General features: G+C 65.0%; 15 protein-coding genes. 7 read left to right on the forward strand and 8 right to left on the reverse strand.

Features of this window, described 5'->3' with window-relative positions:
• Positions 1-28 precede the first annotated feature (28 nt).
• Positions 29-1,072: an N-acetylneuraminate synthase family protein gene (locus DC363_RS09245; protein WP_108640862.1), complete on the forward strand. Its 1,044-nt coding sequence runs from the start codon at positions 29-31 to the stop codon at positions 1,070-1,072.
• A 37-nt stretch (positions 1,073-1,109) separates the two neighbouring features.
• Here the strand turns inward: DC363_RS09245 and DC363_RS09250 are convergent, their stop codons facing one another.
• Together DC363_RS09250 and DC363_RS09255 are read right to left on the reverse strand one after the other, a co-directional pair.
• Entirely contained in the window at positions 1,110-1,886 is a 777-nt protein-coding gene (locus DC363_RS09250; RefSeq protein WP_108640863.1) for a glycosyltransferase family protein, read from the reverse strand.
• Complete coding sequence (locus DC363_RS09255; protein ID WP_108640864.1) at positions 1,883-2,803, reverse strand: glycosyltransferase family 2 protein; 921 nt, start codon at positions 2,801-2,803, stop codon at positions 1,883-1,885. The genes DC363_RS09250 and DC363_RS09255 overlap by 4 nt, the downstream gene beginning before the upstream one ends.
• Positions 2,804-2,926: 123 nt before the next feature.
• Here DC363_RS09255 and DC363_RS09260 point away from each other — a divergent pair, with 123 nt between their 5' ends.
• Genes DC363_RS09260 through DC363_RS09270 form a run of 3 tightly spaced genes read left to right on the forward strand, consistent with a single transcriptional unit; the run spans position 2,927 to position 5,974 of the window.
• Entirely contained in the window at positions 2,927-3,583 is a 657-nt protein-coding gene (locus DC363_RS09260) for a YrbL family protein (protein ID WP_158270858.1), read from the forward strand.
• Positions 3,580-4,698 carry a UDP-N-acetylglucosamine 2-epimerase gene (neuC, locus tag DC363_RS09265; RefSeq protein ID WP_108640866.1) on the forward strand — a complete coding sequence of 373 codons (1,119 nt, stop codon included), beginning with the start codon at positions 3,580-3,582 and terminating at the stop codon, positions 4,696-4,698. The genes DC363_RS09260 and neuC overlap by 4 nt, the downstream gene beginning before the upstream one ends.
• On the forward strand, positions 4,688-5,974 hold the full coding sequence (locus DC363_RS09270; RefSeq protein ID WP_158270859.1) for a 3-deoxy-D-manno-octulosonic acid transferase: 1,287 nt from the start codon (positions 4,688-4,690) through the stop codon (positions 5,972-5,974). Before neuC ends, DC363_RS09270 begins: the two co-directional genes overlap by 11 nt.
• Here the strand turns inward: DC363_RS09270 and DC363_RS09275 are convergent.
• The 4 genes from DC363_RS09275 to DC363_RS09290 are packed head-to-tail and all read right to left on the reverse strand — an operon-like array spanning position 5,971 to position 9,032.
• Complete coding sequence (locus DC363_RS09275) at positions 5,971-6,903, reverse strand: Gfo/Idh/MocA family protein (RefSeq protein WP_108640868.1); 933 nt, start codon at positions 6,901-6,903, stop codon at positions 5,971-5,973. The two genes, DC363_RS09270 and DC363_RS09275, sit on opposite strands and share 4 nt — an antisense overlap.
• Positions 6,897-7,685, reverse strand: a complete 789-nt coding sequence (locus DC363_RS09280) for an SDR family NAD(P)-dependent oxidoreductase (RefSeq protein WP_108640869.1) — start codon at positions 7,683-7,685, stop codon at positions 6,897-6,899. The genes DC363_RS09275 and DC363_RS09280 overlap by 7 nt, the downstream gene beginning before the upstream one ends.
• Positions 7,672-8,373 carry an acylneuraminate cytidylyltransferase family protein gene (locus DC363_RS09285; protein WP_108640958.1) on the reverse strand — a complete coding sequence of 234 codons (702 nt, stop codon included), beginning with the start codon at positions 8,371-8,373 and terminating at the stop codon, positions 7,672-7,674. Before DC363_RS09285 ends, DC363_RS09280 begins: the two co-directional genes overlap by 14 nt.
• The gene (locus DC363_RS09290; RefSeq protein WP_108640870.1) at positions 8,370-9,032 is read right to left on the reverse strand and encodes a phosphatase domain-containing putative toxin; all 663 of its coding nucleotides are present in this window, start codon (positions 9,030-9,032) and stop codon (positions 8,370-8,372) included. The genes DC363_RS09285 and DC363_RS09290 overlap by 4 nt, the downstream gene beginning before the upstream one ends.
• Before the next feature lie 145 nt (positions 9,033-9,177).
• Between DC363_RS09290 and rimO the strand changes: the two genes are divergently transcribed.
• Positions 9,178-10,590 (forward strand): 30S ribosomal protein S12 methylthiotransferase RimO, encoded by a 1,413-nt coding sequence (gene rimO, locus DC363_RS09295; protein WP_108640871.1) that lies wholly within the window; start codon positions 9,178-9,180, stop codon positions 10,588-10,590.
• Positions 10,591-10,756: 166 nt separating this feature from the next.
• On the opposite strand, the gene DC363_RS09300 is transcribed toward rimO, so the two are convergent.
• Positions 10,757-11,107, reverse strand: coding sequence for a YigZ family protein (locus DC363_RS09300; RefSeq protein WP_108640959.1), 351 nt, complete (start codon positions 11,105-11,107; stop codon positions 10,757-10,759).
• Positions 11,108-11,236: 129 nt separating this feature from the next.
• Between DC363_RS09300 and trhA the strand changes: the two genes are divergently transcribed.
• A complete protein-coding gene (gene trhA / locus DC363_RS09305) occupies positions 11,237-11,890 on the forward strand; it encodes a PAQR family membrane homeostasis protein TrhA (RefSeq protein ID WP_108640872.1) in 654 nt (217 codons plus the stop codon).
• Positions 11,891-11,937: 47 nt separating this feature from the next.
• On the opposite strand, the gene DC363_RS09310 is transcribed toward trhA, so the two are convergent.
• Positions 11,938-12,705 carry a M48 family metalloprotease gene (locus tag DC363_RS09310; RefSeq protein ID WP_108640873.1) on the reverse strand — a complete coding sequence of 256 codons (768 nt, stop codon included), beginning with the start codon at positions 12,703-12,705 and terminating at the stop codon, positions 11,938-11,940.
• Between the two features lie 196 nt (positions 12,706-12,901).
• On the opposite strand from DC363_RS09310, the gene DC363_RS09315 reads away from it, so the two are divergent.
• Positions 12,902-13,141, forward strand: coding sequence for a hypothetical protein (locus DC363_RS09315; protein WP_108640874.1), 240 nt, complete (start codon positions 12,902-12,904; stop codon positions 13,139-13,141).
• The last annotated feature ends 29 nt before the right edge of the window (positions 13,142-13,170 follow it).

Here is a 13,170-nt window from a genome sequence, read left to right on the forward strand (position 1 = left end):
CGCTGAACCCCTGACCGGAGAGACCCCCATGAAAATCGCCCATCGAGAGATCGGCCCGGAACATCCGCCCCTTGTCATCGCCGAGATCGGCATCAACCACGGCGGCGATCTGGCGGTCGCAAAGGAAATGGCACGGCTGGCGGCCCTGTCGGGCTGCGAGATGATCAAGCACCAGACGCATATCGTCGAGGACGAGATGACCGAGGAGGCGAAACAGATCTTCCCGCCCAACGCCGATGTCTCGATCTGGGAGGTGATGGAGGCCTGTGCGCTTAGCCGCGAGGATGAGGCCGCGCTGAAGGCCTATGTCGAAGAGCTGGGGATGATCTTCATCTCGACCCCGTTTTCCCGCGCGGCCTGCGATTTTCTGGAAACGCTGGACGTGCCCGCCTACAAGATCGGCTCGGGCGAGGCGGACAACCTGCCGCTGATCCGCCACGTGGCCAGCAAGGGCAAACCGGTGATCATGTCCACGGGGATGCAAACCATCGACTCCGTGCGCGCCAGCGTGCAGATCCTTGAGGACAGCGGCGTGGAGTATGCGCTGCTGGAATGCACGAACCTCTACCCCTCCCCGCCCGAGATCGTGTCGCTGCAGGGGGTCACGGACCTGAAAGCGGCCTTCCCCAAGGCGGTCGTGGGCTTTTCGGACCATTCCATCGGGCCGGAGATGGCGCTGGCGTCGGTGGCGCTGGGGGCCTGCATCCTTGAGCGGCACTACACCGACACGCGGTATCGGCAGGGGCCGGATATCATCTGCTCCATGGACCCCGCCGAGCTGCGCCACCTGATCGACCGCAGCCGCGAGATCCATACCGCCCTGCACAACCCCAAGCAGCGCACCGCCCCGGAAGAGGACGTCTATCGCTTCGCCCGCGCCAGCGTCGTGGCCGACGCGGACCTGCCCGCGGGCCACGTCATCACCGAAGCCGACATCTGGGCGCGACGTCCCGGATCGGGACCCATTGCGGGGTACGATTTCGACAAGGTACTGGGAAAGACACTGAAGGTGGCGGTGACGCGGAACCGGCAGTTGGACTGGGGTGATTTTGAGGAGGTGCCAGCATTCTAGGCACTATTCAACTCGCGACGTGCTTGCGTAGATATAATTAACGGCTGTATCGCTTCCAATAAGTCGTGAGCCACTTCGGTGGTTTGCGTCCCGAACGCGGCGGACGTGCCCATGGCTGGATGGGTTCGACCACGGCACGAGGCCGGGGGAAGCCGTGGAAGGCAACCAGTCGCGTGGAAGGCGCAGGATCGCGCGGAGGCAAAAACAGATCAACGAGGTAGGGTCGGCGCAGGTGGTATTTGAAACTCTGCACCCATTCGACCGGATAGAATGAAAGGTCCTTCGCCATCTGGCCAACAAACTGTTGTTCGAGCGTGATGGTCGAGGTGTAGTGTTCTTTGTTGCGCTGGAATTCCTCAAAGATACCGATGTGGAGCTCTGGCCGGTAGGTGATCGCGGCGGTGGCGGCCTGTGGCTCGATGCCTTCGTCCATTTGCCGCCACCGGTCCCCACAGCTGAGCATGCGCAGGGTCTGGCCGGGATCCTCGAAAAAGCCGTCCAGCGGGCCGGTGACAACCATGTCAATGTCGAGAAACAGGAAAATGTCGGCGAGGCCTACGAGATCGGGGTGAAACAGGCTGATCTTCGGCCAAACACCCCGGCCCGGGGTATCGGCGTAGAAATCGAACGCGGGGATCGGGTGAACCTCAATATCGGGGTCAAGCCCTTCGCCGTCATCTGTCAAGCAAATGAAACGGACCGGCTGAGATAGATGATCGAGCGCGGCCCGTTTCAGAACGTTGAGGTCTTGCGGGTCGAACTCCCTTCCCCATTTGATCGACAGGATGGCCCTTTCAGGCGTCGTTTGCGTCATTGAGAGGCCCCTTTCTTGCGGGTCAAGCGCCGCAGTACCAACTGGAGACCGTGATAGGTCTGCCATTTCGCGATATCGGTCCGTGACAAACGGTGTTTGACCGGCTCGGGTAGATCGAAAGCTGCGCCGCCCTTGGCCCGCAATTCAAGCGCGCGACGGATGCAGAAACGCTGCAGCGCGGCCCCGTCGGATGTTTGGAAAAAATCGTCGTGGTAGATCAGGATCAGGTCGAAACATTCGGCGCGGCTCAGCGCCTTCGCGCTCTTGGTTATGTTGATCGCCTGAGCCTGTGCCTGCCTGTCGATGACTGCATCGCCCGCGTCGACGACGACGCCTTGGCCGGAGAACCGAACGCCCCGCGCCGGACTACGGGCAAGGTTGATAGCAAACTCGGTATCCTGATTGGTGGTGAGCGCTGGTTTGAGGCGGCCGATCCTATTGAAAACATCTTTGCGAACCCAGACGCCAAGGCTGAGAGGAAACAGGCTGCTGGTATCTGGCGGATCAGGCAGGGGATCGAACGCATTTCGCCCGTCGGCCTTGTCCGGACGGGCGCAACAGCCATAATCCGCCGCCTCCGCAGTGGACCAATGGTTGCGCAGGCGATCAAGGTAGCCGGGTGCGAATGCGTCGTCATCGTCCAGAAAGACGATCATGTCATTGGAAGCTGCTGCAACACCGGTGTTACGAGCGGCAGCGGAGCGTTGAGGCGTCGCGTGTCGCAGGACTTTGACGTTGGACGCACCTGCGCCAAGGCCTGAATTCAAACTGTCTTCGATCGGGGAAGTGCTGCCATCGTCAACGACGATAACCTCGTCGCCATCGTGAAGTTGTGTCAGAGCGGTCTGCACCGCGTGGCGCACCATCAGTGGACGATCCTTGGATGGGATGACCACGGACAAGGCAAGATGGTTCATACGCGTTCACTCCGGGTCCATGCGCCAAAAAGATTGAGCCTTGGTTTGTTCTCCAATATCAGGGGGGAAGGCCTGTTGCCACCCTTGAAGAGCGCCCCCGCGAGGTGGAGCGTAAGGAACCCGATGCTAGATCGCCCCTCCCTGCCTTTGACGGATAATCTTCTACTTGCCCGGGGCGGCGGACGTTTGATCTATGCCCATCCGGTGCAGAAGGGGGTAATCATCAAGATCCACAGGACCTCTGCGCCGAGACCCTTTGCGGCGCTGCGCAACTTGTTCCGCGGGAATAAACGGCGGTTCGGTACGATTCTAAACTCAGCGGTCGAGATCGAAGAGATCGCAGCCAGTGTCGGGCGCACCGGACAGGTGCCCGCCTGTTGCGCGCAGTTTCTGGGGTTCATTCAGACCGATCAGGGCGCGGGGGCAATGTTCGAAGCCCTGCGCGGGGCCGACGGCGCGCTGGCGCCGCACCTGAAGGCCCATGCCACCGCTCATGGCTACGAGCCCGAAATTGAAGCCGCCATTGTCCGGCTCTGGGACGCGGTGGAGGCGGCGGGGCTGTCCGTGTCGGATCGGGCATTGGTCAATGTGGTCGTAACTGGAACCCGCGACGCAGGCTATGTGCTGACCATCGTGGACGGGCTGGGCGACCGGACGTTGATCCCGATCCAGCGCATGTCGCGCACACTCTATGCCCGCAAATGCCGGCGCCTGCGCGCCGAGATGCTTGCCGCCTACCGCGCGCTGACCCTTCCCCCGACTTCGAAAGACAGCCCATGAAACGCTCCCTCCTTTTCGTCACCGGCACCCGTGCGGACTTCGGCAAGCTTGAACCCTTGGCCGTGGCGGCGCGGGATGCGGGGCATGCGGTGTCGTTCTGGGTGACGGGGATGCACATGCTCGACCGCTACGGGCTGACCCGCAAAGAGGTGGCGCGGGTGCCGGGGGTGACGGTGCATGAATACCTCAACCAGCGGCCGGGTGATCCGCAAGACCATGTGCTGGCCAAGACGGTCACGGGATTTTCCGACTTCATCGCCGAGCACCGGCCCGATCTGGTGGTGATCCACGGCGACCGGATCGAAGCGTTGGCCTGCGCGCTGGTCACCGCCACGAACTACGTGCGCTCGGCCCATATCGAAGGGGGCGAAGTCTCGGGCACCATTGACGAGATTTTCAGGCACTGCAATTCCAAGCTCGCCAGCCACCATTTCGTCAGCTCGCAAGAGGCGCGGCGGCGGGTGATGGCCATGGGTGAGCCGCATGAGACGATCCATGTGATCGGCTCGCCCGAGCTGGATTTCCACTCGGCCCCCTCGGGCGTGACGCTGGACGAGGTGCGCGACCGCTACGAGATTCCCTGGGCCGATTACGGCATCGTCGCCTTCCATCCGGTCACCTCGGAAGCCGCGACCATGGGGCAACAGGCGCGCGATTTGTTCTCGGCACTTGAGGTGTCGGGGCGACCCTTCGTGGTGATCGCGCCGAACAACGACCCCGGCTCGGAAGAGATTTTCGGGGTGCTGGGCGACCTGCCCAAGGACCGGTTTCGCATCCTGCCGTCGATGCGGTTCGCGCATTTCTCAGAACTGATGAAGAACGCCGCCTGCATGATCGGCAATTCCAGCGCCGGCGTGCGCGAGGCACCGTTTCTGGGCACGCCCTCGCTCGATGTGGGCACGCGGCAGACCAACCGCGCGGCGGCCCCGTCGCTGCGCGGAGTCAAGGCCTCGGACGCCGCGGCCATCGCGGATTTTCTGGCCGAGGAATGGGGCAAACGCTATCCGCGCCACGACGCCTTCGGACAGGGCAATGCGGCGACGCGCTTTGCCGAGATCGTCAGCGATCCGGCCTTCTGGACCGGCGATCTGCAAAAACGGTTCCATGACCAATAGGCCCGCCCGGCCCTGGATCGGCCCGATGCTGCGCATGGTTCTGGGCGCGGGCCATGCCTTGCAACCCTTGGCTGCTCCGATGCTGCGACGGCGGCTGGACCGGGGCAAGGAAGACCCCGAGCGCTGGCGTGAGAAGCTGGGCGAGGCGACGGAAGTGCGGCCCGACGGGGTGCTGGTCTGGCTGCACGGCGTCGGCGTGGGTGAGGTGATGGCCCTGCGCGGATTGATCGAGAGGATGGCCGACGCGCGGCCAGACCTGCGGTTTCTGGTGACGTCAACGGCGCGGTCCTCGGGCGAGGTGATTGCCCGCAACTTGCCGCCCCGGGCGCAGCACCAATATCTGCCCTTGGACCTGCCGCGCCCTGTGGCGCGTTTTCTGGACCATTGGCGACCCGATCTGGCAGTCTGGTCCGATCAGGAGGTCTGGCCCCGGCTTGCGGTCGAACTCGCCCGGCGCGGCATCCCGCAGGCCTATGTGGCGGCGCGGATCACCGAGGCCTCGGCCCGCGCGCGGGCGCGGTTCGGGCGAGCCTACGGCGACCTGTATGGGCTGATGGACCGGCTTCACGCGCAGGACGCAGGCACGGCGGCGCATCTGCGCGCGCTGGTCGGGGACCGCGCGCAGGTCGAGGTCTCGGGCTCGTTGAAGGCGGCGGCCGCGCCCCTGGCCGTGGCGCCCGGGGCGCAAACGGCGTTCGAGGCGGCCCTGGCGGGGCGCAGGTGCTGGGTGCTCGCCTCGTCCCACCCCGCAGATGAACCCTTGGCCCTTGCGGCGCATCAGGCGGTGCGCGCGGCGGATCCCGACGCGCTTCTGGTGATCGCGCCGCGCGACGTGACGCGGGGGGGCGCAATCGTGCAGGCGGCGCAGACGGCGGGCTTTGGCACCAGCTTGCGGAGCGCGGGCGCCCTGCTCGACGCGGGCACGGCGGTCTATGTGGCCGATACCTTCGGCGAGCTGGGCCTGTGGTATCGCAGCTGCCCCGTGGCGCTGATCGGAGGCACCTTCGACGCCGTCGAAGGCCACAACCCGTGGGAGGCCGTCAGCCTTGGCGCGGCGGTTCTACACGGCCCGCACACCGCGAATTTCGCAATGGATTACAAGATGTTGCAAGAGGGTGGCGGTGCGCGTCTGGTGCAATCGTCCGACCAGATTGCAGCGGCGGTGCTGTCACCTGACACGGCCGACATGCGCGCCGCCGCGACAGCGGTTCAGGCGGACATGGCGCGGGGGGTCGCGGCGATCACGCAGGATCTGTTGGCGCTGCTGGACCGCTAGAAAGCCATCTTGGCGGTGCCCGTGAAGCGGCGTTTGGTCCAGGCGTCCGCGATCAGGTCCGCTGAGGCGCGCATGTCCGACAGGCGCGGCGCGAGGGGGTGCAGCTTCGCGTCGGGGTCGTCGATCAGCCTCAGCCAGTCGCGGGTAATGGCGCGGAACATGTCGTTGCGCTCATGGGGAAAGCTTTGCGTGTCGCTGCCTGAGGGGCCGTCCACCGTCAGCGTCGCCGCCAGCAAATCAAGGCGGCGCAGGGCGTCAGTGCCGGCAAGGTCCGAACGGCGCTGGCTCACCGGCGCGAGGTAGTCCATCGCGACGGTGCCCGCCCGCCCCTGCGGATCGGCGAGCGCGATGCGGCTGGCGAAATCGACACCGTTGAAATCCGCGTGGCCCACGCTGCTGACCGCCTGCACAGTGAGGCCGGGAAACAGCGCGAGGGCAAGGTCGAGTTCGTGGCAGAGGTCAAGCAGCACTCCGCCACCGTCCGGGCGGGCGGCGTAGCTGTCGGGGAAGGACCAGTTCTGCCGCCATTGGCGCACGTCGTGGCCAATCTCGAAGGTGAAGCCGTAAACCTCCGAGAGGTCCTGCGCGGCCAATGCCTGCACAACCGGGTGATAGCGCGCCATGAAGCCCAGCATGGAGCGCGCTGCCAGATCGCCCGCGCGGTTGTAGATCTCGGCCACGCCCTGAGCGGTCCAGTGCAGGGGTTTTTCCACGTAGAAGGGCCAGCCTTTGGCGGCGCAAAGATCGATCAGCTCAAGCCGCACCTGCGTCGCCGTGGCGATGACCATACCCTTGACGTCACTTCGTTTTTCCAGCGCCGCCCGGTCGAAGGAGCGCCACGGGATCAGCACCGCAGGCTCACCCAGCGCAGCAAGGTTGTCCGCGTGGCGCCGCCCGATGGAGCCCGCGCCGACGACTGCGATCACCATGCGGCAAACCCGCCGTCGACGTTGAAAATCTCACCGGTCATATAGCCGGATTGTTTGGAGGCGAGGAACAACATGGCATCGGCGATCTCGTCAGGTTCGCACATGCGCCCGGCCATGATGAGCTCACCCACGCGGCGTTGAAACTCTTCCGAATGGCCGTTGTAAACCGCCCCCGGCGCGATGGTGTTCACCGTCGCCTGCCGCTTCGCCCAATAGCCCGCAAGCCAGACCGTTAGCCCGTGAATCCCCGCTTTCGTCACACCGTAGGCGGAGAAATTCTTGAACGGCATCCCCTCATAAATCTGGTGATGCGCACCGTTGAGCGCATACATCGACGCCACGTTGATCAGGGAGCTAGGGCGTTTGCCGACGATGTCGCGGTCCATCTGGCGGGCGACCAGAAAGGCCCCGGTGAGGTTTGTGCGCATGGTCCTTTCCCAATCGTCGAGCGTCGTGTCGGCGAAGTCGGGAAAGGAGGCGCCCGCGCCCATCAGCATCTCGCCGGTGATGGCGGCGTTGTTGAGCACGACATTGGGTTGCCAGCCGTCGGCCTCAACGGTTTTGAAGATCTCGACCACCTGTTCTTCGGACGAGACATCGAGGGGGTAGAGCGCGAAATCCGGATTGTCGCCGTGCGCCTCTTGCAGAGCGTCGAACCGATGGCCCGGCAGATCGGTGGCCACGACCTTGGCCCCCTCGGCCAGCATCCGCCGCACATAGGTGCTGCCCAGAACCCCGCCGGAGCCTGTGATAAAGACGGTTCTGCCTTCAAGTTGCGCCATTCAGTCGATCCTTCATCAGAAATTGCACGATTTTCCAGTCCAGCGGGTCGTCCACGTCCATGCACCGCTCGGGCGGCATGACGAAGGGGATAACGCGCCCCTCATAGATGCTGGACGCGTCGCGCAGGTAGCTGGGCCGCAGAACATAGGTCGAGGCCGCGTGTTCATAAACCGCCGGCGCGTTCTGCCGCGCCCAGACCCCGCCCGGAAGCGGTTTCGAGACGTGCAGGGCGCCGGTCTCGTCCGCCTCGACCATGTTGAAATAGGGGTTTTTTCGGGCGTGACAGCAGGACATCACCATGTCCGGCGCTTTGGTCTGAAAAAGGTCGATCGCGCCGTCGAGGTCTTCCATCAGCCGCAGGGGCGAGGTGCAGTCGAGATCGACAAAGGCAGAGGCCGTGCCCGCCAACGCCTCGGCCGCGGCCAGCGAGTGTTGCCAGACACCCCACTTCGGCGCGTCGTCCGTGGCCAGATGGGCGGGGCGCATTCCGATGTCGAGCGCACCCTTGGCGACCGCGTGGTCGTACATCTCGGGGCTGTCGGTGCTGACCACCACGGCGTCGATACGGGGGCTTTCGAGAAGCTGGTCCAGTGACCAGTCGATCAGCGGTTTGCCGCAGAGCATGCGGAAGTTCTTGCCCGGCACGCCCTTCGAGCCGCGGCGCGCGCCGATATGTCCGATTATCAATCTGCCCACCTTCCGGCACCCGCGCGCCAATCATTGAAATCTGCTTTGATCATCTTGGGGTTATAGCCCGTCTCGAGCCAGTTGCGGAACCCCTGCCCGCCGGGTTCGACGTCACGCAGATAAACCCGGAAAATATGGTCCAGCACGCCCGAACGCGTGCGGTTGAAATGAAAATGCCGCGCGGCCAGTTGCCCGGCGGCGTCCGCCACGGGCACCCCTTCGACAAGGATCAGGAACAGCGCGGCGATGAAGCCCGTGCGGTCGGCGCCGGATTTGCAGTGGAACACGAAGGGGCGCGGCACCTGCGCCATGGCGTCGATGGTCTGCAGGATCGTCTCCGCCTCGACAAGCCGCCGTGCGGTCACCCCGCGCAGGTTGACGAAATTCAACCCCAGCGCGGCGCAGGCCTCGGCCTCGAGCAGGGTATAGGCGATGGGTTTGTCGGCGCGCAGGGTCACGACCGAGGTGATGCCCATGGCCTTGTAGCGGGCCAGCCTGCGCGGCCCCGGCTGGTTCGAGCGCCAGACGCCGGGGGCGATCTGGTGCAGGTTCCACCAGAACAGCCGCAGCAGGTGGTGATCGACGAACAGGAACTGGACCCACGCGGCCAAGCGACCCCGAAAGGTGGACAGATCAAAGGCGGGGGGCTTGCGGCTCATGGTGTGCTGATAGCCGCCCCGCCGCACCGGCACAACAACGCGCGAGCCCCCCGCGCGGACCGGATGCGCCCTGCGGGTCGGAACGGCGCGTCACTATCATGCAAACGGGGGTTTTCGCAGCCTTGATCGGAGGATATAGGACCCCATGGAGCACACCAAGACCCCCCCGAACCTTGGCGCGAGGCCTGACCTTGCGCCGAAAATCCAGACCCCAGACAGCCGCCGCGCGGGCCGCAAAGGGGACCAGCCGACCATCGGCATGGTCTCGTTGGGGTGTCCCAAGGCGCTGGTGGACAGTGAACGCATCCTGACGCGGCTGCGGGCCGAGGGCTATGCGATTTCCCCCGATTACGCCGGGGCCCATGCGGTGATCGTGAACACCTGCGGGTTTCTCGATTCCGCCAAGGCCGAGTCGCTTGAGGCCATCGGCGAGGCCCTGCAAGAAAACGGCAAGGTGATCGTGACCGGTTGTCTGGGCGCCGAGCCGGAGTATATCCGCGAACATCATCCGCAAATTCGTGCCGTGACCGGTCCGCACCAATACGAACAGGTGCTCGATGCGGTGCACGGCGTGGTCCCGCCCGCGCCCGATCCGTTTGTCGATCTGCTGCCCGCCAGCGGGGTGAGCCTGACGCCGCGGCACTTCAGCTATCTGAAGATTTCCGAGGGCTGCAATCACAAGTGCAAGTTCTGCATCATCCCCGACATGCGTGGCCGTCTGCAAAGCCGCCCGGCCCATGCGGTGGTGCGTGAGGCGGAAAAACTGGTCGAGAGTGGCGTGAAAGAGCTTTTGGTGATCTCGCAGGACACCAGCGCCTTTGGGGTGGACATCAAACACGCCGAGGATCGCGGACACCGCGCGCATATCACCGATCTGGCGCGGGATCTGGGGGCACTGGGCGCAGCGGAGCGGCCGTGGGTGCGGCTGCATTACGTCTATCCCTACCCCCATGTGCGCCAGTTGATCCCGCTCATGGCCGAAGGTCTGATCCTGCCCTATCTTGATATCCCCTTCCAACACGCAAGCACCGATGTGCTGCGGCGCATGGCGCGGCCTGCGGCGGCGGCAAAGACGCTGGACGAGATCGCCGCGTGGCGCGAGATCTGCCCCGAGATCACGCTGCGTTCGACCTTCATCGTCGGCTATCCAGGCGAAACCGAAGACGAGTTTCAGGTGCTGCTGGATTGGATGGACGAAGCGCAGCTCGACCGGGTCGGGTGTTTCCAATACGAAAACGTCGCCGGCGCGCGGTCGAACGACCTGCCCGACCACGTCCCCGCCGAGGTGAAACAGGACCGGTGGGAGCGTTTCATGGCAAAGGCGCAGGCGATTTCCGAAGCCAAGCTGGCCGCGAAGGTGGGACAGACGCTCGACGTCATCGTGGACGAGATCGACGCCGACGGCGTGGCCACCTGCCGCACCAAGGCCGACGCGCCGGAGATCGACGGCAACCTGTTCATCGACGACGGGACGGAGGGGCTGAAGGTCGGAGAGATCGTGCAGGTCGAGGTGGACGAAGCCGGCGAGTATGATCTTTGGGGGTTCATTCGGAACTAGAAAACGTCCTGATGACGTTTTCCCGAATGAACGGGCGCCCCCGGCGTCCCGGAATTGATCCGGTGGATCAATTCAGCCAAACATGGTCGGAGACCCAGCCCACGTTGAAAACGTCCAGATGACGTTTTCCCGAATGAACGGGCAAAGCCCCGCTGCCCGCGTCGCCCTACCCCGCGTCGAAGTAGTAGCGCACGGCGTCCTGCACGCGGCGGAAGCGGTCTCCGCCCAGATGGGTGCCGCCGAACCAGCGGGTCACGACGACGATCTCGCCCTGCCGGCCCTCGCGCTCCAGCATTCGCAGGATCACCATGCCGGCGCCGGCTTCTCCATCGTCGTTCTTGAGCGGCGTGCCGTCAGGCAGGATCAGCCCCCATGTGTTATGCGTGGCTTTGGCGAATTTCTTCTTGCGGCACAGGGCTTTGACAAAGGCCTTCGCCGCTTGGGCACTGTCGCACGGCCCGCCCGAGACCGCGTATTTCGAACCGCGATCGGTGAGGATGTTTTCGTAAATGGTCATTGGCGGCGTCATGGCAGCACCCTGTCCCAGAGGCCTGCGGGGTGCAAGCGCTGCACGTCGTGGCAATGTGACGCCAAAATGACGTAACGGCACCCTATTTCCGGCAGGATCTTGACTTAGGTTGAGGGCATGACCCGAGCCGACCCATATCCCCAGTTCAGCCGCAGCGAGCGGATCGCGGATTTCGCCGTGCATATCGTCGCCATCCTTGCGGCGCTGATCGCGACCATCGTGCTTATGGTCTGGGTGAGCGGCACCTCGTCGCTGGGGATGTTGGCGGGCTTGTGGATCTACGGCGTGGCGCTGATCGGGTCGTTCATCGCCTCGACCTGTTATCATTTCACCCCGTGGGAGCGTCCGCGCCACCTGTTGCGGCGGATCGATCACGCGGCGATCTATCTGAAAATCGCCGGGACCTATACGCCGCTGGTGGTGATGATCGGGTCGGCGTTCGCCTATGGCGTGCTGGCTTTGGTCTGGACGCTGGCCGCCATTGGGGCGGCGGCGAAGCTGTTCTTCTGGGCGCGCCCAGGCCGGTTCGGCGCGGGGCTCTACGTGGGGCTGGGCTGGCTGAGCGTTCTGCTCGTCTCGTCGCTGGTCCCTGTCGTGCCCGGCGCGGCGCTGGCGCTAATCGTGGCGGGTGGGCTGGTCTATTCCATCGGGGCGGTGTTGTTCAGCCTTGACGAATGGCGGTTCCAGAATGCGGTTTGGCACGGGTTCGTGCTGACCGCCTCGGCCTGTTTCTTCGCCGCCATCGCGCTGAGCGTGCCCGCGACCGCCTGAGGTGCGGCGCCCCCTGTTCCGCTGCCCTATCCTTCAGTCAGACGTGGCTAGAGCCCGGCGACCGTCTGGCGCACGGCGGCGATGCGGGCGGCGTTGGCCGGATGCGTGCCCAGAAACTTGTCGCCCGGATCGGGGATGCGGAAGAAGAAGTCCGCACCGCGCAACGGGTCGTAGCCTGCCTTGGCAGTGATGATCGCGCCCAAGCGGTCCGCTTCGAGTTCGAAATCCTTGGAATAGGTGCGCGCGCCCACCGCCGCACCCAGTTCCTGCGCGGTGCGCACGGAGTCCGCTCCGCCGCCGGTCACCCCGGCCAACTGCCCGAAGACCACCGCGCCCAGCGTCGCGTTGCGCCGTTGCAGGCTGAGGTGGTCGCGGATGTGGTGGGCGGCCTCGTGGGCCATGACAAAAGCGATCTCGTCGGTGTTGCGCGCATCGGCGATCAGCGCAAGGGTGAAGGCGATGATCGGGCGGCCCTGCTCATCCACGGTCTGGAAGGCGTTGGCGGGCTGGCCGGGCCGGTCGTCGACGACGATCAGGAAGTCGCAGTTCAACCCGCGCGCGCGGGCGCGGCATTCCCGTTCGGCCACCGGTTCAACGCGGTTCAGGACCTGCACGAAAGCGCGTTCCATGGCTCGCCGGTTGCGCGGAATCTCCGACACCGGCGCCGGGGTGGGAATGCCCGAAGGCGTGGGGCCGGTCTGAGGCGCGGGGCCGGGTGCGGGCTGCACGACCACGGGGCCACAGGCAGACAGCGCAAGGCTGCTGATGGCGAGGGCGGCAAACCCGAGCCTGCGCAGGGGGGACGGTCTGGGCATCGAACTCTCCTTTCGGTCACGCGTGATGGGACGCAGGGCGCGTGGTGGGGGATCGGGGGTGCGTGCGCCTGATTAGCGCAGGTAGGCCACGCCGGGCAACCACCCTGCCCGCCCCGCCCCCGTTCGGGCAAGCCGGTCCGCGCCGGGGCTTGCCACGACGCGTCGCCGCAGGCAGGGTGAGAGCAAAGGGGGCCAAATGTTTACAATCGAACACGAATTCGACGCGACGGTGGTCACACTGGTGGATGAGGCGGGGCCGCACCTCACCGAAGATGTGGTGATCTCGGCCTTTGACGATTGCGTGACCGTGACCCAAGTGGACAGCCGCACGGACATGCCGGTGACCATCACGCTGTCGCTGTCGCAACTGCGCGACCTATCCATGGCGCTGGACCTGCCCGAGGGGTCTTACCGGCTGCGCAAGGACGAGACGTGAGGGCGGTGCAGCAGGTATTTGAGAACCAG

It is taken from the genome of Thalassorhabdomicrobium marinisediminis (genome assembly GCF_003072065.1).
Classification (GTDB): Bacteria; Pseudomonadota; Alphaproteobacteria; order Rhodobacterales; family Rhodobacteraceae; genus Octadecabacter; species Octadecabacter marinisediminis.

Coding starts and splice junctions, on each gene's coding strand:
- DC363_RS09245 (WP_108640862.1), top strand. CDS start 29: ATGAAAATCGCCCATCGAGAGATCGGCCCGGAACATCCGCCCCTTGTC.
- DC363_RS09250 (WP_108640863.1), bottom strand. CDS start 1,886: ATGACGCAAACGACGCCTGAAAGGGCCATCCTGTCGATCAAATGGGGA.
- DC363_RS09255 (WP_108640864.1), bottom strand. CDS start 2,803: ATGAACCATCTTGCCTTGTCCGTGGTCATCCCATCCAAGGATCGTCCA.
- DC363_RS09260 (WP_158270858.1), top strand. CDS start 2,927: ATGCTAGATCGCCCCTCCCTGCCTTTGACGGATAATCTTCTACTTGCC.
- neuC (WP_108640866.1), top strand. CDS start 3,580: ATGAAACGCTCCCTCCTTTTCGTCACCGGCACCCGTGCGGACTTCGGC.
- DC363_RS09270 (WP_158270859.1), top strand. CDS start 4,688: ATGACCAATAGGCCCGCCCGGCCCTGGATCGGCCCGATGCTGCGCATG.
- DC363_RS09275 (WP_108640868.1), bottom strand. CDS start 6,903: ATGGTGATCGCAGTCGTCGGCGCGGGCTCCATCGGGCGGCGCCACGCG.
- DC363_RS09280 (WP_108640869.1), bottom strand. CDS start 7,685: ATGGCGCAACTTGAAGGCAGAACCGTCTTTATCACAGGCTCCGGCGGG.
- DC363_RS09290 (WP_108640870.1), bottom strand. CDS start 9,032: ATGAGCCGCAAGCCCCCCGCCTTTGATCTGTCCACCTTTCGGGGTCGC.
- rimO (WP_108640871.1), top strand. CDS start 9,178: ATGGAGCACACCAAGACCCCCCCGAACCTTGGCGCGAGGCCTGACCTT.
- DC363_RS09300 (WP_108640959.1), bottom strand. CDS start 11,107: ATGACCATTTACGAAAACATCCTCACCGATCGCGGTTCGAAATACGCG.
- trhA (WP_108640872.1), top strand. CDS start 11,237: ATGACCCGAGCCGACCCATATCCCCAGTTCAGCCGCAGCGAGCGGATC.
- DC363_RS09310 (WP_108640873.1), bottom strand. CDS start 12,705: ATGCCCAGACCGTCCCCCCTGCGCAGGCTCGGGTTTGCCGCCCTCGCC.
- DC363_RS09315 (WP_108640874.1), top strand. CDS start 12,902: ATGTTTACAATCGAACACGAATTCGACGCGACGGTGGTCACACTGGTG.